Source organism: Mucilaginibacter sp. McL0603, from assembly GCF_049992945.1.
GTDB lineage: Bacteria > Bacteroidota > Bacteroidia > Sphingobacteriales > Sphingobacteriaceae > Mucilaginibacter.
This window is the reverse complement of sequence record NZ_CP188251.1, coordinates 4,075,285-4,097,031: the sequence shown is the minus strand read 5'-3', so window position 1 is coordinate 4,097,031 and position 21,747 is coordinate 4,075,285. Positions and strand designations below refer to the sequence as shown.

Sequence of the window (21,747 nt, the reverse complement as noted above, 5' to 3'; positions counted from 1 at the left end):
TATCTTACTTGCCAATTACTAAATCCGAAGTTGTAAATTCGACATCCGAAATTAAGCGATGACCATACAGGAAATATTAAAGCATTATTGGAACCACGACAGCTTCCGGCCTTTGCAGGAGGAGATCATCCAGTCTGTTTTAATTGGGCGTGATACACTTGCATTGTTGCCAACTGGTGGTGGTAAATCTATTTGTTTCCAGGTACCGGCTTTGGCTAAAGAGGGGATATGCATCGTTGTATCACCTTTGATCGCCTTAATGAAAGATCAGGTAGAGAATCTTAAGGCGAAAGGCATTGACGCGGTATCCATTGTAACCGGGATGAGCAAACGGGAAGTAGATATTGCCCTGGACAATTGTGTTTATGGTCAGGTTAAGTTTTTATATCTCTCGCCCGAGCGTTTACTTTCAGAACTGGTACGGGAGCGGATCAGTTACATGAATGTTAATCTGATTGCTGTAGATGAGGCGCATTGTATATCCCAATGGGGGTATGATTTCAGACCGCCATACCTGCATATTGCCGATTTGCGTGATTTGCATCCCAACGTACCTGTATTAGCACTAACGGCAACGGCTACTGCAGAAGTACGCGATGATATACAGCAAAAGCTATTATTTAAACAACCTAATGTTTATCAGCAAAGCTTTGAACGGAAGAATATTAGCTACGTAGTTCAGCATGAAGAAAACAAACTACGAAAACTTTTGGATATTGCCAGAGGGGTAAAAGGAAGCGGAATCGTTTATGTGCGCAGTCGTAAGGAAACTGCTGAAATTGCCAAATTTTATGATGAGCATGGCTTTAAAGCCGACTTTTATCACGCAGGATTGACGATGGAGCAACGCTCTCTGAGACAAGAAGATTGGAAAGCGAACCGTACCCGCATCATTGTGGCTACTAATGCCTTTGGGATGGGTATTGATAAGTCGGACGTTCGCTTTGTAATCCATAAGGATATGCCCGAAAGTCTTGAAGCTTATTACCAGGAAGCGGGCAGAGCAGGGCGTGACGAGCAAAAGGCTTATGCCGTGTTATTGTATAATCACGCTGATCGTATTAAAAATGAAAAAAAGCTGCTGACCAATTTTCCTTCGGTGGATGAGATCAAGCTGGTTTATCATCATTTAGGCGGCTATTTTCAGTTAGCTTATGGAACAGGTGAGGGAATTAGTTTCGATCTTGATATAGGGGATTTTTGTTCACGCCATAAACTTGATCCGGCAAAAACTATTAATGCCCTAAAGTTCCTGGAACAAGATGACTACCTCTCATTTAACGAAAGCGTGTTTTTGCCGTCACGTTTCAGGTTTGAGGTGCCGAATGAAAAACTATACAATTTTCAAATACAAAACTCCTCATGGGACCCCTTTATAAAGACGTTGTTGCGTTCATATGGCGGCTCATTTGAAAACTATGTTCGTTTGCGTGAGTATGATCTGGCCCGTCGAAGCAATCTAAGCGTTCAACAGGTAATAGAGGGCCTTAAACAATTGCAGGAAATGGGGATACTCAACTATCTTCAGCAAACCGATCAGCCGCAGGTAACTTATCTTAGGCCACGCCTGCAAAATAATGAGCTTATTATCAACAAACGATATATTGAAGAACGCAAAGCTGTTTTTCAAAAGAAAATGGAAGCAGTATTTGCCTATGCCGAACACAAGAAATGTCGGAGCCAGATGCTACTCGCTTATTTTGATGAAACGAACGTTGATAAATGCGGCATATGTGATACGTGTCTGGAAGAAAAACGCCAAAAAAACCTTTCCGAAACAACAGATAATATCACTGATGAGATAGCCCATCTGCTGAGTGTTGAAAACCTGGGTATTAATGAGCTGATCACCTCTCTTAAGATCGGAACAGAAAAAGACCGAATAGAGACCATCCGCCTGCTATTGGATGCCGGCAAGATAAAGACAGACGGAGAAAAATACTATTTGTAGACGCGAATAAGCTGATTAAATCAATCAACTTATTCAACTCACTCTAACCTAATCAACCAATCTCTAATCACTGATTAACTAATCACTGGAGAACTCACCGACCCATTTCCCCGGTTCACCGGGAAAAACCCCCTGTACAACTAATAGAGGCCATTTTGCTGTAACGGATTTTAATTGAGATCGTCTTATTGGTGTATTTGAAAACAAAATAACTGACAATCAAAATATTAAATATCATGAAAACAAAAATTTTTTCCTTCGTAGCTATTGCAGCAGTAGTATTAGGAATAGGAAACACAACTTTCGCAGCAACCAAAAATGATTCAGCCGCAAAGAATAATGAAGTTAGCACAGTGTTAACTAACGTTAGCAAGATCAACAAAATTGAAGTACGTGGAAACGTTGAGCTTTTTATATCAGACGACACAAATGACCAAGTAAAAGTTTACAATCGTTACTATGCCGAAAGTGCATTGGTACAAAGCCAGAACGGTGTTTTACGCATCAGCTCTTATGCAGCCGAAAAACTGGTAGTATGGGTTAAATCAAGCCAGTTGAGCTCAATCACCGCTTATGATAATGCTGAAGTAAAATCATTCGGTAAGATATCACCTATCGAAATGGATGTAACCTTAAACGATAATGCTTACGCAAAATTAGATGTAGACGGTTACAGCGTGAATATCACAGTAAACAATCGTGCAAAAGCTGACCTGACCGGTAACGTAACAGAATGTAGCTTAAAATACAATCGCTCAGCTACAGTAAACAGCACTTACTTCACTGCAGAACACATCACAAGAACAATCAGCGATAACAAAAAGACTGAAGACCTGGTAGTAATATTATAATCCCCACTTGCAAAAGTTCAACATATATGTCGCAAGCCATTCGTAGATCGGGTGGCTTTTTTTATTGGTGTATCGTCCTGAAAAAAGGCACACAAAAAGGTTGTAAAAGCTACTGACCCTTACAACCTTTTTACAATTACAACTAATCTCTAATCTCTGTTCACTGATTAACTGACTACTGCGTATCCCACCAAACCCTGCTGGTTATTTTATCGCCGCCAGGTATGCCTGCTACTGCAGTAGTATAATTTGTAGAATTCACCTGTTTATCAACTGTTGAATATTCCATTCGCCTTGGTACAGCGCCAGGAGATTGGCTGCCCGGATAAACAACACCTTTTAATACCGGATAACCGGTACGCCGGTAATTAGACCATGCTTCATATTCATTAAAGAAAGTAGCTATCCAGTATTGTGTATTGATCATGTTTAATCCATTTGCATCCTTGTAAGGATTCGCATCCAGGTAAGCCTGTGCATCTCCATCACTAATAGTTCCCGCATCACCATAGGCTGATAACATGGCCATAGCAGCTAAAACACCATTATTATAATGTGTTTGAGCACTACCGCCAATGCCCCAGCGTTTTGCAGCATCCGCTAATAGAAGTTCAGATTCAGCATAAGTCAGAATCAGAGTAGGTGCAGTGGCATTAAATATGATAGGGCTGGGGCGCGAATATGCGGCCAGGCTTCCAAGAACACTATAGGCCGGATTAAAGGGAACGCCGGGGGAAGCAGGATTGCCCAGATAATTTTGAATCCCATTGGCCGCATTCCCACTGTTATAACCATTGGGTAAACCATATTGCTCTGCAGGAACAGATGAGCCGTTTGATGGATCACCACCCGCTTCAAAATCCAAGGGATATACGTATGCTAACACAGGTAAACGGGGGTCATTATGTACTTTAAGGGTATCTATAAAGGTTTTACTGATCTGCCCGTCTAATTGTATAGCACCGTCTTCACCAATACCACGGTAGATCCTGTTAATGGTAAGCGGGTCATTTGTGCCATGCTGAAGGATCGCGTTGTCAGCATTGCTTTCCATAGTATGGCCTATTACCTTTTGTACATAAGTTTTGGCGGTAGCCGGATCAACCTTGGTCAGGCGCATAGCCATTCTAAGCAATAGGGTATTGCCAAATTTCTTCCACTCACCAATCTGGTCATCCGCACCCGAATAAAACTGATCGCCAGTGGGTTTATCAGCATTTACGTCAAGGCTGTCCGTTGCCTGTGAAACTTCTTTTAAAAGATCGGCATAAATGTCCTTTTGTTTGTCATACACCGGGAAGTAAATAGATTTGGTATAAGCCTGCCCTGCGTTAAAATAAGGAACATCCCCATATACATCAGTTATACGCTCAAATATCAGGGCCTTCATTATTCTTGATATCTGGTGCAGGTTTTTGTATTGCGGTTTGCCTGCTGTATTGGTATAAAGATCTACCGCATACTTTACCCCGTAGGTATAAGCATGATCAAAAAATGAACCCCAGCCACCCGGGCTTAACGAATATTTATCACCAAAATAATATCCCGAAGTTGATGCCCAGTGCTGAATATAGCAACCTGCCCCCTGTATTTCGGTTTCTTCTACCTCGATAGCATTATCCGTACTGCCTGTATAAAAAAGCTGTGTTGTTGTTAAGATATTATTAGGATCAAATAGGTCAACAGATACAGCATTAGGGTCGGTATTGGTTTTTAAAAGATCTTTCTTGCACGATGCAAAGGCCGTTATTATAACAGCGGTTGCTAATATATATATAGGTTTTAATTTCATGTTAAGTAGTTTATTACGTTTTCCAATAATCATCTTAAAATTTCACGTTTAGGTTAAACCCAAATGTCCTGGTATAAGGTACCGTAGCTTGCTCAATGCCTTGTGCGCCATTTGAATAATTAGATTCCGGGTCAATATTCGGAGTATGCTTCATAAAGGTAAGTACGTTACGTGCAACAAAACTTATGTTGATACCCTGTATTTTATTGTTGAACGCGCTTGCGGGAAATGTATAACCCAATATGATCTGCCTTAATTTTATAAAGCTGGCATCATAAACAAAAATGGCAGGATTAAAAGTTGCTACCTGGTTATAATAATCTTGCGGGAAAAGCTCCTGGTTACCATATCTTAGATCTCGTCCTGCAAGAGTTTCCTTTGAAAGCCCATAGCCATAGCCATACCAGTTAGTGCCTGAAAATATCTTTCCGCCAAATTTCCCGTCTACCAGGAAAGAGAAATTTATACGCTGATATCTTAATTCGGTAGTAATACCGCCGTAATATGGATCAACGCCTGTTCCCACATCTTTGTAAGTAGTACCCGCCTCCGGAGCACCTGTCTCAGGATCGATTATTATTTTGCCATTGCTGTCGCGGGCAGGATCTGCGACCAATATCTGGTATGCAGGCTTACCAACTACCTGCGACATGTAGGCTACACCCAGTCCTTCATCTTCTCCGGCACGCGAATAACCGAGCGGATAATTACCCGCGCCTTCTGTAAGTGATAGTACTTTACTATTATTATAGGTGAAATTAAAGGTTTCCGTCCAGGTAAATTTACTTGTTTTAACAGGTGAACCTGATGCTAAAAACTCAATACCTTTGTTTTGTAAGCTACCTGAATTGAGCAAAACAGCATTATATCCGGATGCTTCAGATGTAACGGCCGGAATAACTTCTTTACTCAGTTTTTTATTGTATAACGTAATATCCAAATGTAGCCTGTTTTTAAACAGGTCCATTTCAGTACCTATTTCAAATTCTTTTGATGTAGAGGGTTGCAGGGCAGCATTAGGCACCGTACCGCCGTTAGATATATTTCCAATGGGATGACCATTCAGATTGCCTATATTATTATAGCCCAATAAAGTTTGGTAAGGCGCATCAGCTTCGCCACCTGTGTTTGAATAGCCTACCCTTAATTTACCCATGTCCAACCAATTTGCATGGAGCAGTTCGGAGAAAACAAATGAACCGCTTATAGAAGGGTAAAAATAATCTGTTTTACCCGGAGCTAATGTGGAATACCAATCATTACGCCCTGTAGCAGTTAGGTATAAATAGTTTTTATAAGAGAAATCAAGTGTTCCATAAAGTGATTTATTCACTACAACCGGATTATTTTCAAATTCAGTTGGGCTGGCCAAATTGCCTACTGTATAAAGATACGGAGTTTGAAAAGTATTACCCGTTGCAACAAGGTCATCAACAACATGTTTCCGGTAGCTTGCACCGGCAAGAGGCGAGAGTGCAATATCTTTTGTCACTGTAAATTTTTTGCCAATTATTGCATCCACATTTAGTTCGGTTGATTTCCTTGCCTCCTCTGTCATAGCGCCATCAGGTTGATAAGCTGTGCCGTTGGGTGTTACGTTTGTATTTCTGTCATTTATGAAATCCTCACCTGCACGTAATTGAAGATATAAGCCATTATCGAAAGTGTACTTGGTATCAGCTGAACCAATAAAGCGGCTACGGCTTGTATTATTGATAAACTTATATGCTGCAAAATATGGGTTGGTAGTATATGCATCATCCAAAAATTGATTTTCAGAACCATCAGGCTTATAACCCGGAGCTAATGAGGTTATATTTACGTTTGGTGGAAGAAACAGCGGGGCAAAATTCAAATTGCCGGGCGCATCAGATATGCTTGGTCTGTTGTGAGTATATGCATTTACATATTGTGCCTTTAACTGGACTGATAAATGCTTGTCTAAATTAACATTTGCAGAAAGTGAAAAGGATTGCTGCTTGAATCCGGCATTAGGTATAATGCTATTGTTATGCAGATCATTTGCCGAAAACCGCAGGCCGCCATCGTCAGCAATTGATTTACTAAACGACACAGTATTACTTATAAAACTACTGGTTTTATAAAAACGAGCCATATTACCTGACACGGCAGAATAAGGCCTTTGCACGCCGTCAAATTGGTATACATTCGATCCATCCAGCTTCGGGCCCCAGCTTGACAGGCCCAATTCAAAGGCGTCAGTGCCACTGGCGGGTTTTGTTCCCTGCGAACCCTGGCCGTATACTTTTTGCCAATCGGTGTTATCAACCACATTTTGTATCTGTATGTTAGAGTTCACTTCAACACCCAGGCCTTTTACATTTTTCCCCGATTTGGTGGTGATGTAAATAACACCTTTACTGCCACGATAACCATATAATGCCGTAGCTGCTGAGCCCTTTAATATGGAAATATTCTCTATATCATCAGGATTAATATTGATAGTGCCGTTCCCGCCGTCTGCACCACCATAACCTCCTCCAACATCCGTTTGAGAATAGGTGTCATTCTGCATAGGTATACCGTCAATTACATATAGAGGCTGATTACTACCCGTCAGATCAGAAATACCGCGAATTACAACGTTTGAAGAACCACCGGGACCGGTAGCAACAGTGCTGACATTAACGCCGGCCACTTTGCCTTCAAGTGCATTCACAAAATCCGGTTCGCGCGCCTCGGTAAGTGTCGCACCTTTTACTACGGTTTCAGAATAACCAATGGCGCGCCTCTCTTTAGTAACACCTAATGCTGTAACAACAACATCTTTTAACTGGCTTGCATCCTGTAGTAGTTTAACGTTTATTACAGTTTGTTTGCCTATCAGTATTTCCTGTTTTCGATAACCGACATAGGAAAAGACTATCGTAGTTGATGCACCCGGAGAAATGGAATAGTCTCCATTTACATCGGTAGCTACAATAGTAGTTGTGCCTTTTATAAGTACCGTAACGCCTGGTAATGGTTCATTGGTTTCCCCATCGGTTACTTTGCCCTTTATGGTAGTTTGTGCAAAAGCTGTACCTGCAACCAACAGGATAAGCAATGCATTAAAGAGGCAAATTTTTAAAGAATGAGGAAATTTGAGATAGTAAAGGTCTTGTTTCATAGTTTGAGATTAATGGTAACTAATAGGTTAATAGTACTTTAAAAACAATATGAAAGAACAAATAGGTTGTAGAAAGACTGATTTTTAGAAGATAAAATTGTCTTTAAAGAAATAGTCAAAAGCTTAAACTAATAAGTAAAAAGCTATGACATAGCTAATATAACAATAAATCAGCTTTAAAATTTATACAATTAGATTTAAAATTTATACAAAATGCTTTTTATGAGGATAATAAAGGTGTCTGCTGGTCTTTCTTGAATCTTATAATAGCTTTTTCACCGACCAATTTCGGCTGTTCACCGGGAAAATATGGCCATACATCTAATAGTCGGTATTATGCTGTAACGTTTCTTTTTTGGTGAAGTCTTATTGGTGTATTTGAAAACAAAACATTTGACAATCAAAACATTAAATATCATGAAAACAAGAATTTTATCCTTCGTAACTATAGCAGCAATAGTATTAGGAGCAAGCAGCACAACCTTCGCAAGTACCAAAGATGGCGCATCAGTAAAGAACAATGAAGTAAGCACCGTTTTAACAAACGTAAGCAAGATCAACAAAATAGAAGTTCGTGGAAACGTTGAACTTTATATATCAGACGGCTCAAGCGACCAGGTAAAAGTATATAACCGCTACTATGCAGAAAGCGCATTAGTTCAAAGCCAAAAAGGTGTATTGCGTATCTCTTCTTATTCAGATCAAAAATTGGTAGTTTGGGTTACTGCAGAACAATTGAGCGCAATTACTGCTTATGACAACGCCGAAGTAAGATCATTTGGCAAACTTGCACCTATCGAAATGAACGTTACCTTACATGATAATGCATATGCCAGGTTAGACTTGAACGGTTATAGCGCAAACATCACCTTAAACAACCGCGCAAAAGCAGATCTTATTGGTGATGTAACTGAATGTAACTTAAAATATAGCCGTTCAACCACTGTAAACAGCACCAATTTTGCTGCAGCCCACCTTACCAAAACAGTTGACGGAGCAACTAAAAACACTGACGAAGAGTTGGTAGGTCTATAAACCGCACTTTTGCAAAAGTTCAATATATATGTTCAAAAGCCATTCTTGTAAATCGAATGGCTTTTTCTATTTTTGATGTAACCATTACCGCATCAGTCACGTCCAATAAAGAAAAATCCAATGAAAAAAGTATTATTAAATGCAATATTGTTCACTACCGCTATCTCGCTTACTGTATTATCATCGTGCAGGTTTGGCTGTGTGAAGGGATCGGGTCACCAGGTTACCCAAAGCAACAGGGTTAGCAATTTTACAAGAATTGATATTTCGGGTGGTTTTAAAGTAAACCTTAAACAGGATAGTAGTCTGGGTATATCCATTACTGCCGACGATAACCTGATGAAATATATCCGCACCAGTGTTGATGGTAACAGATTGCATATTTATACAAAAAGAAGTTTGTGTGGCAGCGGTGAAATGGTGATCAATATCGGTGTAAAAAGCCTCGAAAGCATTAAATCATCAGGTGCAATAGACCTGAATTCTGACGGAAAATTAGTTACAAAAGATCTCTATCTTGGACTGAACGGTGCCAGCAAAGTAAATATGGACCTTGACGCAGCCAATGTAACAACAGAGGGCAGTGGCTCGGCCGAGATTAATTTAAAAGGCGAGGCCAGTTCTCACAAGGTTAGTTTATCCGGCAGTGGTAAAATTTATGCCCTGGATTTTGTGGTAGGCAGCTATGATATAGAAACCACAGGGGCCAGCCATTGCGAGATCAATGTGCTGCATGATCTGAACGTTAATACCACCGGAGCGTCCGAAATTCAATACCGCGGCAACCCTACTAACGTAAATAACCATAAAACAGGCGCATCATCACTAACCAAGATCAATTAAGATTTTTAATATTTTATTCTGTCGAAGCCTCGGAAACGGGGCTTTTTTAATAAATTTTTAGTTATTTAATAAACAAGTCTTTTTGGCTCCGGACACTCTGTTTATAGGAAATAATGTAGCCATATGTTTTGGCTCCATAGAGCCTCCTTTTAATTTTCGGATTAATTTTTTATAAAATTTTAATACCTTTGCACTCCCAAAACAAGTGCATGCTTCGCCTTTAATAGCGTGACAGACATGGGACTTTAAGTTAAACATTACGCGGAAAAAGATGAATATTTCACAAGAAAAAATTGACAAGCTAAATGCTGTTGTAACCATCAACATTAAACCCGAAGATTACCAGCCAAGGGTTGATAAAGCAATAAAAGACCATGCTAAAAAAGCAAAAATGCCAGGTTTCAGACCAGGTATGGTTCCTCCGGCGCATATCAAAAAGATGTATGGCAAAAGCATATTGGTTGATGAAGTGAATAACATGCTTTCTGATACATTGAATAACTATATCAATGAGCAACAGCTTGAAGTATTGGGCCAGCCATTACCAAAAATGGATGACAGCAAACAATACAACTGGGATTTTGCTGATGATTTTGAGTTCAATTATGAGGTTGGTTTAGCACCTGAGTTTGATATCGATTTTTCATCGAAAGATAAAGTGACTCAGTATGTGATCAAGGCTGATAACGAAACACTGGAGGCCCGTATCAAAAACATCCGCAAAAGCTATGGCAAAATGACAAATCCTGACGTATCGGCAGACGGAGATGTGCTTTATGCCGAATTGGTACAGCTTTCCCCGGATGGTTCTGTTTTTGATGGTGGTATCACCAATACAACATCGGTACGTTTGGATCAGGTGCAGGATGAGAAGATCAAAAAATCACTTATCGGCCTGAAAAAAGATGATCAGGTTGTGCTTGATATTCAGAAAGCTTATAATAACGATGGAGCACGCATTGGCGCTATTTTGAAAGTTGATGAAGATCTGGCAACTGATATAAAATCAAAATTCCTCCTAACGGTTAAAAATGTGAACCGTTTGGAAGAAAGTGATTTAAACCAGGAGTTCTTTGACAAATTATTTGGTGAAGGTACAGTAACTACTGAAGCAGAATTCAGGGCTAAAATAACCGAAGAGGTTGAGTCTATGTTTTCACAGGATGCTGAACGCAAATTGCAAAACGATCTGTACAACCTGAGCATTGAAAAAGCAAAATTCGAATTGCCTGATGAGTTTCTAAAACGTTGGTTAAAAGCTACGAACGAGAAATTAACCGACGAGGAATTAACCGGCGGTTATGATGATTTTGCTAAAAACCTGAAATGGACACTGATCGAAAACAAGATTATTAAGGATAACAAGATCGAGATCAAATACGAAGAGGTTTTTGCCGCTGCAAAGCAACGTTTGGATGCACAGTTCAGAATGTATAGCCCGCAGCCGCTTAGCGATGAGCAATTAGGTCAGTACACTGTTCAGTATTTACAGAACAAGGATGAGGCTAACAAGATTTTTGAAGAAGTAAAAGCACTTAAGGTATTAGATTATCTTAAAAGCATAGTTACTTTGGATAAAAAAGAAATATCTGATAAAGACTTCAAAGAGCAGATCGAGAAATAAGAGAATCGGCGTAAAAGCGCTTTTTGATAACATTTAAGTACTAGAACCAAAGCAACTCATTATTACGGGTTGCTTTTGTTTTTACGGTTACCTTGTCCCCGCCTTATAATTTTTACCTTTAACAAACTTTACCTGAGTAATTGTATTCAACTAAAAACTATATTTAACGCAATTAAAAATCAGAGGAAAAACAAAAAATCATGGACAATATCGATAAGAATGAATTCAGAAAATACGCGGTAAAACACCATCGTATTAATAGCATTTATGTAGATAAATTTATTGCAGGCGTTGAAAGAAGCAATTTGCCATCATCAATTGCCACCACATCGATGACCCCATATATCATCGAAGAGCGCCAGTTAAACGTAGCGCAAATGGACGTGTTTTCACGTTTAATGATGGATCGTATTATATTTTTGGGTGATGCTATTTATGATAACATTGCTAACATTATACAAGCGCAATTATTGTTTTTGCAATCAGCAGATAGCAAACGCGATATCCAGATCTATATCAATTCTCCGGGAGGTTCGGTATATGCTGGTTTAGGTATTTATGATACCATGCAGTTTATATCAAACGATGTGGCGACTATTTGCACAGGTATGGCGGCATCAATGGCAGCCGTGTTATTATGCGCTGGTACAGCCGGAAAAAGAGCTGCATTACCACATTCACGTGTGATGATTCACCAACCATCAGGCGGTGCGCAAGGGCAACAGTCAGATATCGAAATAAGCTACCACGAGATCACCAAATTGAAAAAAGAATTGTACCAGATCATTGCTGATCATAGCGGTGCATCATACGAAAAAGTAGATAAGGCCTCTGATCGCGACCATTGGATGATAGCTGAAGAAGCCGTAGAATTTGGTATGGTTGATGAAATATTGCGCGGAAGCAAAGGGAAGAAATAACAAACAACAGCTTGATTAATACGTATTAATAACAGCGAAACATCGAAAAACGTTGTAAAAGTGCGGGTAATTAACTAAGTTTGAAAATACACTATTAAAATGAATAAGAACAGCAAAGAGATCAGATGCTCGTTTTGCGGGGCTGGTAAGCAGGATTCATTGATGCTGATTGCTGGTTTGGATGCGCATATTTGTGATAAATGTGTAAACCAGGCTAATGAAATATTGGCTGAGGAGTTGAAGGTACGTAAGGTAAAAACATCGCCTTCGTCGCCTGCTTTATTAAAGCCTGCCGAAATAAAAAGTCATTTAGATCAATATGTAATTGGTCAGGATGATGCGAAAAAAATTCTTTCTGTAGCGGTGTATAATCACTACAAACGCTTAAATCAGCGTATTGAAAAGGATGAAGTAGAGATTGAAAAATCAAACATCATTATGGTGGGCGAAACAGGTACAGGTAAAACTCTGCTTGCCAAAACGCTTGCCAAAGTCTTAAATGTGCCTTTCTGTATTTGCGATGCTACTGTACTTACAGAAGCCGGCTATGTAGGAGAGGATGTGGAAAGTATCCTTACCCGATTACTGCAGGCTGCCGATTATGATGTAGCTGCTGCAGAAAAAGGTATCGTTTATATTGATGAGGTAGATAAGATCGCCCGTAAAAGCGACAACGCCTCTATTACACGCGATGTATCCGGAGAGGGTGTTCAACAGGCGCTGTTAAAGATATTGGAAGGTACAATGGTTAATGTTCCGCCTCAGGGTGGCCGTAAGCATCCGGATCAGAAAATGATCACTGTAAATACAAACAATATTTTGTTTATATGCGGTGGCGCTTTTGATGGTATCGAAAAGAAAATAGCCAACAGGCTGCGTACGCAAACAGTTGGTTACAAACTTTCGCATCATGAAGGTGAGATCGACCTGAAAAATCTTTACAAGTACATCACACCACAGGATCTAAAATCTTTTGGGTTGATACCTGAGTTGATTGGTCGTTTACCGGTGCTTACATACCTTAATCCGCTGGATAGGGAAGCATTGCATAATATCCTTACCGAACCTAAAAATTCATTACTTAAACAGTATAAAAAGCTGTTTGAATACGAAGGCGTAAAGCTCGAGTTTGATAACCAGGTGCTTGATTTTATTGTAGATAAAGCAATGGAGTTTAAACTCGGCGCACGTGGTTTGCGTTCAATTTGCGAAGCGATCATGATCGACGCTATGTTTGAGTTCCCTTCTAAGAAGGATACCAAGCGTTTGAACGTAACGCTGGATTATGCACTGGATCAGTTTGAAAAATCTGACCTGAAAAAATTAAAAGTAGCTTAACAACAAGGGCAGTTTAAAATATTATCTTTGTTAATATCACAAAAACCCTGGTGTAGCGCCGGGGTTTGTTGTATAGCCCCCTTGCCCCCTGAAGGGGGTATAATAGTAAAAAATATATTGAACATATTAAAAGTCCTCTCCCTTAGGAGAGGATTTAGGAGAGGTTTATGAACGAAGAAAAAGACATCAAAAAAGACGAATTAGACCCCAGGGAAGTAAGCAAAATAGAAACTCCTGTAAAATCGGGTCTAAAAACCAAAGAGGCCATCGTAGCCAATTGGTTGCCACGTTATACTGGCAGACCATTAGCAGATTTTGGTGATTATATTATCCTGACCAATTTCTCAAAATACCTGCACCTATTTTCCGAGTGGAATGACAATGCACCTATTGTTGGTCTAGATAAACCAATGCAAAGTGTTTCGGCCGGAGGTATCACCATTATCAATTTTGGTATGGGCAGCTCAGTTGCAGCAACCGTGATGGATCTGCTTACAGCCGTTAAACCTAAAGCAGTGATCTTTTTAGGTAAATGCGGCGGACTTAAAAAGAAGAACAATGTAGGCGACCTTATCCTGCCTATAGCAGCCATCAGGGGCGAGGGTACATCAAATGATTATCTGCCTGCCGAAGTGCCCGCATTGCCCGCATTTGCGCTGCAGAAAGCTATTTCAACCACCATCCGTGATTTTGGCCGTGATTATTGGACAGGTACCTGCTATACCACCAACCGCAGGGTTTGGGAGCACGATAAAAACTTTAAAAAATACCTGAAAGATCTGCGCGCTATGGCAGTGGATATGGAAACAGCCACTATTTTTACTACAGGCTTCGCCAATAAAATCCCAACAGGTGCCTTATTGCTGGTATCCGATCAGCCGATGATTCCTGAAGGTGTAAAAACAGCAGAAAGCGATTCGAACGTGACAGAGCAATATGTTGAAACACATTTAAGAGTAGGGATTGAGTCGTTAAAGCAATTGATCAACAATGGCTTAACGGTTAAGCATCTTAAATTTTAATTTTTAGTTGATTGAGTTAGATTAGGTTGGATTAAGTGAGTGGGTGAAATTTTAAATACTTAATTTTGCTGTTGATTGACATTTTAACTTATTCAACTCAATCAAACTTAATAACCAATCAACTAACAAATGTGGTACAATAATATACTTGAAACTATTGGTAATACGCCGATGGTTAAATTAAATACGATCACTAAAGATATTCCGGCTACCGTTCTGGCAAAAATAGAAACTACCAACCCCGGTAACTCTATTAAGGATCGCATGGCGCTTAAAATGATAGAAGACGCCGAAAAAAATGGATTGCTTAAACCAGGAGGTACTATTATAGAGGGTACATCAGGAAATACCGGCATGGGCCTGGCTATTGCAGCGGTTATAAAAGGGTATAAATGTATTTTTACCAGTACCGACAAGCAATCAAAAGAAAAATTTGACGCGTTGCGAGCATTTGGAGCAGAGGTAATTGTTTGTCCAACCAACGTTGATCCGGAAGACGCACGTTCTTACTATTCTGTTTCATCCCGTTTAGAGCGTGAAGTACCAAACTCTTGGAAACCAAACCAGTACGATAACTTATCCAATTCGCAGGCACATTACGAGCAAACCGCACCCGAAATATGGGAACAAACTGAAGGTAAAATAACTCACCTTGTGGCAGGTGTGGGAACCGGTGGAACTATCTCCGGTATTGCTAAATATCTTAAAGAAAAGAACCCCGCTATTAAAGTAATCGGTATAGATACCTACGGCTCGGTATTTAAAAAATACAAGGAAACGGGCATTTTTGATAAGGATGAAATATTCCCGTACATCACCGAAGGTATAGGAGAGGACTTCCTGCCCAAAAATGTCGATTTTGAACTGATCGATCATTTTGAAAAAGTAACCGATAAGGATGCCGCCTTAATGACTCGTGAAGTAGCACTGAAAGAAGGAATTTTTGCCGGCAACTCAACAGGCTCGGCAGTTGCAGGCGTATTGCAGCTTAAAGATATGTTTAAAAAAGGCGATGTAGTAGTAATCATCTTCCCGGATCACGGATCGCGCTATATGGCCAAAATGTACAACGAGGATTGGCTACGCGAACGTGGATTTTTAAAGGACGAAAAATTGACGGCCAAAGACATCATCAGGAAAAAAGAAAGCCAGGAGATCATTACTATCGACTGTGAGAAAACGGTTATAGAGGCCATAAACACGATAAAATCACTCAATATCTCACAGATACCCGTTACCCAAAAAGGCATGGTGATCGGTAAGATTACCGAAAGCGATATTCTGGATGCCCTGCTTGAGAACCCATCCTTAAAATCGCATCCGATCAAGAGCATCACTACAGCACCATTCCCATTTGTTGATTTAAATACATCTATTGATAAGATATCATCGATGATCAATAAAGACAATATTGCTGTTCTGATAGAGGACCAGGGCAAAATCGAGATAATTACTCAGTATGATATCATTAATGCGATATCGGCGTAATAGGCGAAAGGTAAAAGGATAAAGGTAAAAGGTTTATATATTGAATATGAGTATTTTATCTTTTTATAGAACATCTGCACATTTGCATATCCTCACATCTGCACATCCACTCACCATTTCTTAAATATCACAAACACCGCCAATACGATCAAACAGAAGCCCACAAGATGATTCCAGGCTAGTTTTTCAGTTCTAAAGAAAACCGTGGTAAATATCATAAACACCGTAAGCGTAATAGCTTCCTGTATGGTTTTTAGTTGGACGAGGTTGAATGGTCCGCCATCACCTTCATATCCGGCCCGGTTGGCAGGTACCTGGAACATATATTCAAAAAACGCTAATCCCCAACTGATCAGGATAACTGCCAGTAATCCGAGATTTTTGCCCCATGAATAATCTTTGAATTTTAAATGCCCATACCAGGCGAAAGTCATGAAGGTGTTGGAGATAAATAGGAATAGGATGGTTTTTAATCCACGCATAGATCAGAATATTTATTACAATACTAAATATAACGCCATTTTATTTATGATTATGATGCTATAATTTGCACATCTGCATATTCACACATCTGCACATCCAAAGAATCACTCCAATCTCTTCACCGCTAACTCTTTTTTATAAACCTCATTCATTGCAGGTTTAGGGTTAACGAGGAGAAAAATTCCGGTACCTTTTTCACGTGCATAAGCAGTTTCAACTTCACCTATTTTAGTATAGCTATCAAGCTGCGATTCGAATTTTTTGACATTGTCACCACCTTTATCGTCCACATAAATAATATAATGCGCATTCAGGTCATCCGGTGCCCAAAGGGTAAAGCTGCTGTTAAGGCAGGCCACATCTGGTAAGTTATATTTTTTTCCAAAATGATGTATGGCACCCGCTTCCCCATAATTATCTGCATATATCTGCGTGTTCTTTTGCTGTTTAGGAGTAAGATTGTTATAGGCTTTGGCTACCTTTTCGGTCATTTCCTCCCAGCCCAGCATATCGCCGTAATCCTGGGTTAACGGATGTACTTTCTGATCTTCCCATTTAATATTAAGATTCATATTTTTCCCCGCAAATCTGAAAACAGAAACTGTTTGATCTAATGAAAAAACAGGCAGTGCCAAAGGGAATAACAAAAGATTAGGCAAAGTAAAAAATAAAATGGCGATAGTACGCAGTACATAACTCCTTGCTTTCATCCATCGCTCAAAACCATAGGCTCCGGCAGCAAAAAGCATTGGATAGGCACCGAACAGGTAATAGTTTTTACCATTCATTTCGAGCAGGAAAAGGAATATCAATATAAATGCAAAAGCAAGAAACTGGAATTTACGTAGCCTGGGTGAGAATAATAAAAATCCAAATCCTATCAGCCACACAAATAATGCAATGCCATTAACCGTTAATTGCTGCTTGATAAAATCTGAAGGGCTGATATAATCCAGTTGCTGTGACCGCAGGTTTTTCATGTGGGTAACAACCGGTAAATGATGTTGAAACTGCCAGATGATATTGGGCAGAAACAATAATAAAGCGATAAGTGCTGCGAATAAGATATGCCTGGTCCAAAGTATTTTACGCTGTTTGGTTATCAATAATCCCAGTATAAGGGCGATGGCAAAAAAAGCCATGGTATACTTGGTTAATAAGCCAACACCGATCACTATTCCCAATAGGTAAATATAAATAGGCAATGAGGTGTTGAGATAGCGGATGAGCAGATAAACTGTTAGCACCCACCATAATTGATCAAAAACAACGGGCTGAAAAAGATACCCGCTTGCTGCAAAGGCCGGCGAAAATATGAGTGCCAGGCAGGCTAATGCAATAGCAAATTTTTTCCCGCCCAATTCAATAACAATGAGCCCGGTAAACCAGATGATCAATCCGCTAAATATGGTGCTGAATATTCTGGTGGCAAAAACGGAATCTCCGAAGATAGTAGTACTGATCTTTGCCAATAAAGCAATAAACGGTGGAACTTCTTTAAATCCCCAATCAAGATGATCGCCTAAAGCCAAATGCAAAAGTTCATCCCGTTGAAATCCAAAATGGGATATAGCCAACAGGTTTAACCCTATTTTTATAGCAACAAAGATCAGAATGAAATTGGCGTATTTCGGTTTATTATTCTTATAGCTATGCAAGTTTATAAGGGTTTCTATAAAGATAGATATTTGAGCTGAAAGGTGAAAGCCGAAAGGTAAAAGGTTGTTTTTATACGATTTAAACCGTTCGCCTTTGACCTTTATCCTTTCACCTCGATTTATATTCTCTTTATATCAGCTCCGAGCGCTATTAAACGATCATCAATATGCTGGTAACCGCGTTCTATTTGCTCTATATTGAAAATGGTTGATTTTCCTTGTGCCGATAAAGCTGCGATTAACAAAGATACCCCTGCACGTATATCAGGCGAGGTCATAGAAATACCCCGCAACTGCACCTGTTTGTCTAAGCCTATTACAGTCGCTCTATGCGGATCGCAAAGAATGATCTGTGCACCCATATCCAATAGTTTATCCACAAAGAACAAGCGGCTCTCAAACATTTTCTGATGTATCAATACCGATCCTTTTGCCTGTATAGCTACAACCAGAACAATACTGAGCAAGTCAGGCGTAAAGCCGGGCCACGGGGCATCAGCAATGGTCATGATAGAACCATCAATAAAAGTTTCTATCTCGTAATGCTTTTGTGCGGGGATGTAAATATCATCGCCACGGCGCTCTAGCTTTATGCCTAAGCGTTTAAATGTATCCGGGATAATGCCCAGTTCGTCATAATGAACATCTTTGATAGTGATCTCAGAACCGGTCATAGCTGCAAGCCCGATGAATGAACCTATTTCGATCATATCCGGTAGCATACGGTGTTCAGTTCCGTGTAGCTCAGTCACCCCTTCAATTGTCAACAAATTTGAGCCGATGCCGCTGATTTTAGCGCCCATGCGGTTCAGCATTTTGCACAGTTGCTGCAGATAAGGTTCGCAGGCGGCGTTGTAAATAGTGGTAGTCCCTTTTGAAAGTACAGCTGCCATTACAATATTTGCGGTGCCTGTTACTGATGCTTCATCCAGTAGGATATAAGTTCCTTTTAGATCGGACGCATCTACATTAAAGAAACCAGTATTGGGGTTATAGTTAAATTTTGCCCCCAATTTTTCAAACCCCAAAAAGTGCGTATCTAATCTGCGGCGGCCAATTTTATCGCCTCCCGGTTTTGGTATAGATGCACTGCCAAATCTGGCAAGCAATGGGCCTACAATCATGATAGAACCACGCAGGCCGCCGCCTTTGGTTTTAAAAGTATCAGATTCAAAAAAATTAAGATCGATATTTTTGGCTTCGAAACTATAAGTATCAGCAGCAAGTTTATCAACCTTAACACCCATATCTCCAAGCAATTCTATAAGCTTGTTAACATCCTTTATATCAGGTATGTTGCTGATCGTTACTTTTTCGGCTGTTAAAAGTACGGCCGACAGTACCTGTAGCGCCTCGTTTTTTGCACCCTGAGGTATAATTTCGCCTTTAAGTGGTTTGCCACCGATTATTTCAAATGCGTTATTCATAGTTAGTTCGTAGTTGGTAGTTCATAGCCAGATTAGCTTGATTAAAACAGTTTATTAGTTGAGCGTTGCAAAGATTGTAAATAATACTTTATTACCATGAACCATCAACTATGAACAAATCAATATTTTCTAGTGCCACCACTACCGCCGCCATTATTACGGTTACGGTTATTTTGATTATTGTTATTTCGTGGATTGTTATTGTTGCTGCGCCCTTTGTTATTCTGGTTGTTGTTAGTGCGTCCCCGGCTGGTACTTTGGTTATGCGTATTTGCGCGATACTCAACCCGTGCAAGGTTTACATTCTCCTCCAGTTTTAACTGCCCACCGGACATTGCCCTTAAATCAGCCAGGATGGTTTCATCTGCTACGGAGTCCTTATTCCACTGTACATAAGCCATTTTCATAAAATTGGCAACAGCCTGCACCATATGCTGCTTGCGTTCAGGTTCGTCTATGGATTTAGCCTTCTCAATCATCAGTTCAATGGTTTTGCCATAGTGCTTGTATTTTATACGTTGATGAGGATATTTTAGAGGCTCTGGTTTAAGATGGATCGCATCTGGAGCGGGCTTAGGATACGGTGCATCCACATCGATCTGGAAATCAGAAATGATGTGCAGGTGATCCCATAATTTGTGCTTGAAATCGGCAACATCCCTCAGGTGTGGGTTCAAAAAGCCCATCAGGTCTATTACTACCTGGGCATAGCGGTTACGTTCTTCTTTGGTCGGTAATGCAACAATATACTTAACCATATTTTGCACATTGCGACCGTATTCTGACAATATTAATTTATTCCGTGTGGAATTATAATCAAATTGTGGCGTTGTTTCTAAAGCCATAAAATTAGTTTTAATGAAGATTTATCAATTAAAATTAGCGCAGATCCCCAAAAATTAAGGGCGGCTAAAGTTGAATATTTATTGAAGTAAAGCAAAGATAACGCAATTGCACCAAAGTGCAAATTATTTGTCACCAATCATTAATATTGTACTCAAGATTAAAACTTTACTGCCTTGCAACAAATCACTCATATTGATATTTACAGGTTCAGCATCCCGATGGAACCTTTTACAATCGCTACCGGGACTATGAACCACGCCCAGAATGTTTTTATACGTGTACATACTGATGCAGGTTTCTACGGAGTAGGAGAGTGTTCTGCTTTTCCGATGATCGTCGGCGAAACACAGGATACCTGCCTGGTAATGGCGCGAGAATTTGCCCAATTATGGAAAGGACAGGATGCGTTGGACTTACCTGCCCGGTTACAACAATTACATGATTTTACGGCTGGTAACAGTACTATTAAAAGCGCTTTTGATATGGCCTTATATGATATTGCTGCTAAAAATGCCAATTTGCCTTTATATAAGTTTTTAGGCGGAAGTAAAAAGAGGGTCGAGACCGATATTACGATTGGTATAGCAACGCCCCAACTAATGGCAGAAAAAGCCCTTGAGTTTAAACAAAGCGGAGCAATAATTTTAAAAGTAAAGTTGGGAAAAGATGCTAAAAGCGATGTAGAATGTATAAAGCAAATACGTGAAGCGATAGGGGGTGAAATAAAGATCAGGGTTGATGCCAACCAGGGGTGGGTTTTTGATGATGCAGTTTATGCCTTGCAAGCAATTGGGCAATATGATATAGAATTTTGTGAGCAGCCTATGCGCACCTGGTATGATGATCGTTTGCCCGAATTGAAAAAACTATCTCCTGTAAAGATTATGGCGGATGAAAGTGTTTATAATCATCATGACGCCCGTAAGCAGATCAACAGCAATTCATGCGATTACATTAACATAAAATTTTCCAAATCAGGCGGTATTTTCGAAGCTAAGCAGATACACGATCTTGCGGCTGAAAAAGGCATTCCATGTATGATGGGAGGGATGCTGGAGAGCCGTATTGCATTAAGCGCCAAATTACACTTTGTTTATGCAAGTCCAAACATCAGGTTTTATGATATGGACACCTGTATGTTGGGCCACCTGACCGACCCTTGCATCGGCGGAGTGACCTATGACGGATATTTTTTAAATATTGATGATGCATCCGGTATAGGGGCTGATGCTGACGAAGGCTTTTTGGCTGATTGTGAAAAGTTTGTTGTTTAGAAGATTAGTGATCTAAGACTAGTGATTAGTTAGAGAATTACTAATCACTAGTCTCCAATCTCTGA

The 21,747-nt window shown here is 39.9% G+C and carries 16 protein-coding genes; 10 read left to right on the top strand and 6 right to left on the bottom strand.

Annotated elements, in window-relative coordinates; all coding sequences use genetic code 11:
* Positions 1 to 58: 58 nt before the first annotated feature.
* Together ACPPVU_RS18740 and ACPPVU_RS18735 are read left to right on the top strand one after the other, a co-directional pair.
* Positions 59 to 1,951: a RecQ family ATP-dependent DNA helicase gene (locus tag ACPPVU_RS18740; protein ID WP_426668145.1), complete on the top strand. Its 1,893-nt coding sequence runs from the start codon at positions 59 to 61 to the stop codon at positions 1,949 to 1,951.
* A gap of 236 nt (positions 1,952 to 2,187) precedes the next feature.
* Positions 2,188 to 2,802, top strand: a complete 615-nt coding sequence (locus tag ACPPVU_RS18735) for a GIN domain-containing protein (RefSeq protein ID WP_426668144.1) — start codon at positions 2,188 to 2,190, stop codon at positions 2,800 to 2,802.
* Between the two features lie 175 nt (positions 2,803 to 2,977).
* Here the strand turns inward: ACPPVU_RS18735 and ACPPVU_RS18730 are convergent, their stop codons facing one another.
* Entirely contained in the window at positions 2,978 to 4,594 is a 1,617-nt protein-coding gene (locus ACPPVU_RS18730; RefSeq protein WP_426668143.1) for a SusD/RagB family nutrient-binding outer membrane lipoprotein, read from the bottom strand.
* 34 nt (positions 4,595 to 4,628) lie between these two features.
* Positions 4,629 to 7,724, bottom strand: coding sequence for a SusC/RagA family TonB-linked outer membrane protein (locus ACPPVU_RS18725; RefSeq protein WP_426668142.1), 3,096 nt, complete (start codon positions 7,722 to 7,724; stop codon positions 4,629 to 4,631).
* 417 nt (positions 7,725 to 8,141) lie between these two features.
* Here ACPPVU_RS18725 and ACPPVU_RS18720 point away from each other — a divergent pair, with 417 nt between their 5' ends.
* The 7 genes from ACPPVU_RS18720 (at position 8,142) to ACPPVU_RS18690 (ending at position 15,994) form a co-directional block, all read left to right on the top strand.
* Positions 8,142 to 8,759, top strand: coding sequence for a GIN domain-containing protein (locus ACPPVU_RS18720; RefSeq protein ID WP_426668141.1), 618 nt, complete (start codon positions 8,142 to 8,144; stop codon positions 8,757 to 8,759).
* A 120-nt stretch (positions 8,760 to 8,879) separates the two neighbouring features.
* Positions 8,880 to 9,602, top strand: coding sequence for a head GIN domain-containing protein (locus tag ACPPVU_RS18715; protein WP_426668140.1), 723 nt, complete (start codon positions 8,880 to 8,882; stop codon positions 9,600 to 9,602).
* Positions 9,603 to 9,873: 271 nt separating this feature from the next.
* The gene (gene tig, locus ACPPVU_RS18710) at positions 9,874 to 11,226 is read left to right on the top strand and encodes a trigger factor (RefSeq protein WP_426668138.1); all 1,353 of its coding nucleotides are present in this window, start codon (positions 9,874 to 9,876) and stop codon (positions 11,224 to 11,226) included.
* A 200-nt stretch (positions 11,227 to 11,426) separates the two neighbouring features.
* Positions 11,427 to 12,146, top strand: a complete 720-nt coding sequence (locus ACPPVU_RS18705) for an ATP-dependent Clp protease proteolytic subunit (protein WP_426668137.1) — start codon at positions 11,427 to 11,429, stop codon at positions 12,144 to 12,146.
* 99 nt (positions 12,147 to 12,245) lie between these two features.
* Positions 12,246 to 13,484, top strand: a complete 1,239-nt coding sequence (gene clpX, locus ACPPVU_RS18700; RefSeq protein WP_426668136.1) for an ATP-dependent Clp protease ATP-binding subunit ClpX — start codon at positions 12,246 to 12,248, stop codon at positions 13,482 to 13,484.
* A gap of 167 nt (positions 13,485 to 13,651) precedes the next feature.
* A complete protein-coding gene (locus tag ACPPVU_RS18695; RefSeq protein WP_426668135.1) occupies positions 13,652 to 14,506 on the top strand; it encodes an AMP nucleosidase in 855 nt (284 codons plus the stop codon).
* 129 nt (positions 14,507 to 14,635) lie between these two features.
* On the top strand, positions 14,636 to 15,994 hold the full coding sequence (locus tag ACPPVU_RS18690) for a pyridoxal-phosphate dependent enzyme (RefSeq protein ID WP_426668134.1): 1,359 nt from the start codon (positions 14,636 to 14,638) through the stop codon (positions 15,992 to 15,994).
* Positions 15,995 to 16,104: 110 nt separating this feature from the next.
* On the opposite strand, the gene ACPPVU_RS18685 is transcribed toward ACPPVU_RS18690, so the two are convergent.
* The 4 genes from ACPPVU_RS18685 to ACPPVU_RS18670 form a co-directional block, all read right to left on the bottom strand.
* Positions 16,105 to 16,476: a DMT family protein gene (locus tag ACPPVU_RS18685; protein WP_426668133.1), complete on the bottom strand. Its 372-nt coding sequence runs from the start codon at positions 16,474 to 16,476 to the stop codon at positions 16,105 to 16,107.
* Positions 16,477 to 16,581: 105 nt separating this feature from the next.
* On the bottom strand, positions 16,582 to 18,135 hold the full coding sequence (locus tag ACPPVU_RS18680; RefSeq protein ID WP_426668131.1) for an ArnT family glycosyltransferase: 1,554 nt from the start codon (positions 18,133 to 18,135) through the stop codon (positions 16,582 to 16,584).
* Between the two features lie 119 nt (positions 18,136 to 18,254).
* On the bottom strand, positions 18,255 to 19,562 hold the full coding sequence (gene murA / locus ACPPVU_RS18675; RefSeq protein ID WP_426668130.1) for a UDP-N-acetylglucosamine 1-carboxyvinyltransferase: 1,308 nt from the start codon (positions 19,560 to 19,562) through the stop codon (positions 18,255 to 18,257).
* Between the two features lie 119 nt (positions 19,563 to 19,681).
* Complete coding sequence (locus ACPPVU_RS18670; protein ID WP_426668128.1) at positions 19,682 to 20,407, bottom strand: DUF4290 domain-containing protein; 726 nt, start codon at positions 20,405 to 20,407, stop codon at positions 19,682 to 19,684.
* 219 nt (positions 20,408 to 20,626) lie between these two features.
* On the opposite strand from ACPPVU_RS18670, the gene ACPPVU_RS18665 reads away from it, so the two are divergent.
* Positions 20,627 to 21,682 carry a mandelate racemase/muconate lactonizing enzyme family protein gene (locus tag ACPPVU_RS18665; protein ID WP_426672205.1) on the top strand — a complete coding sequence of 352 codons (1,056 nt, stop codon included), beginning with the start codon at positions 20,627 to 20,629 and terminating at the stop codon, positions 21,680 to 21,682.
* Positions 21,683 to 21,747: the final 65 nt, after the last annotated feature.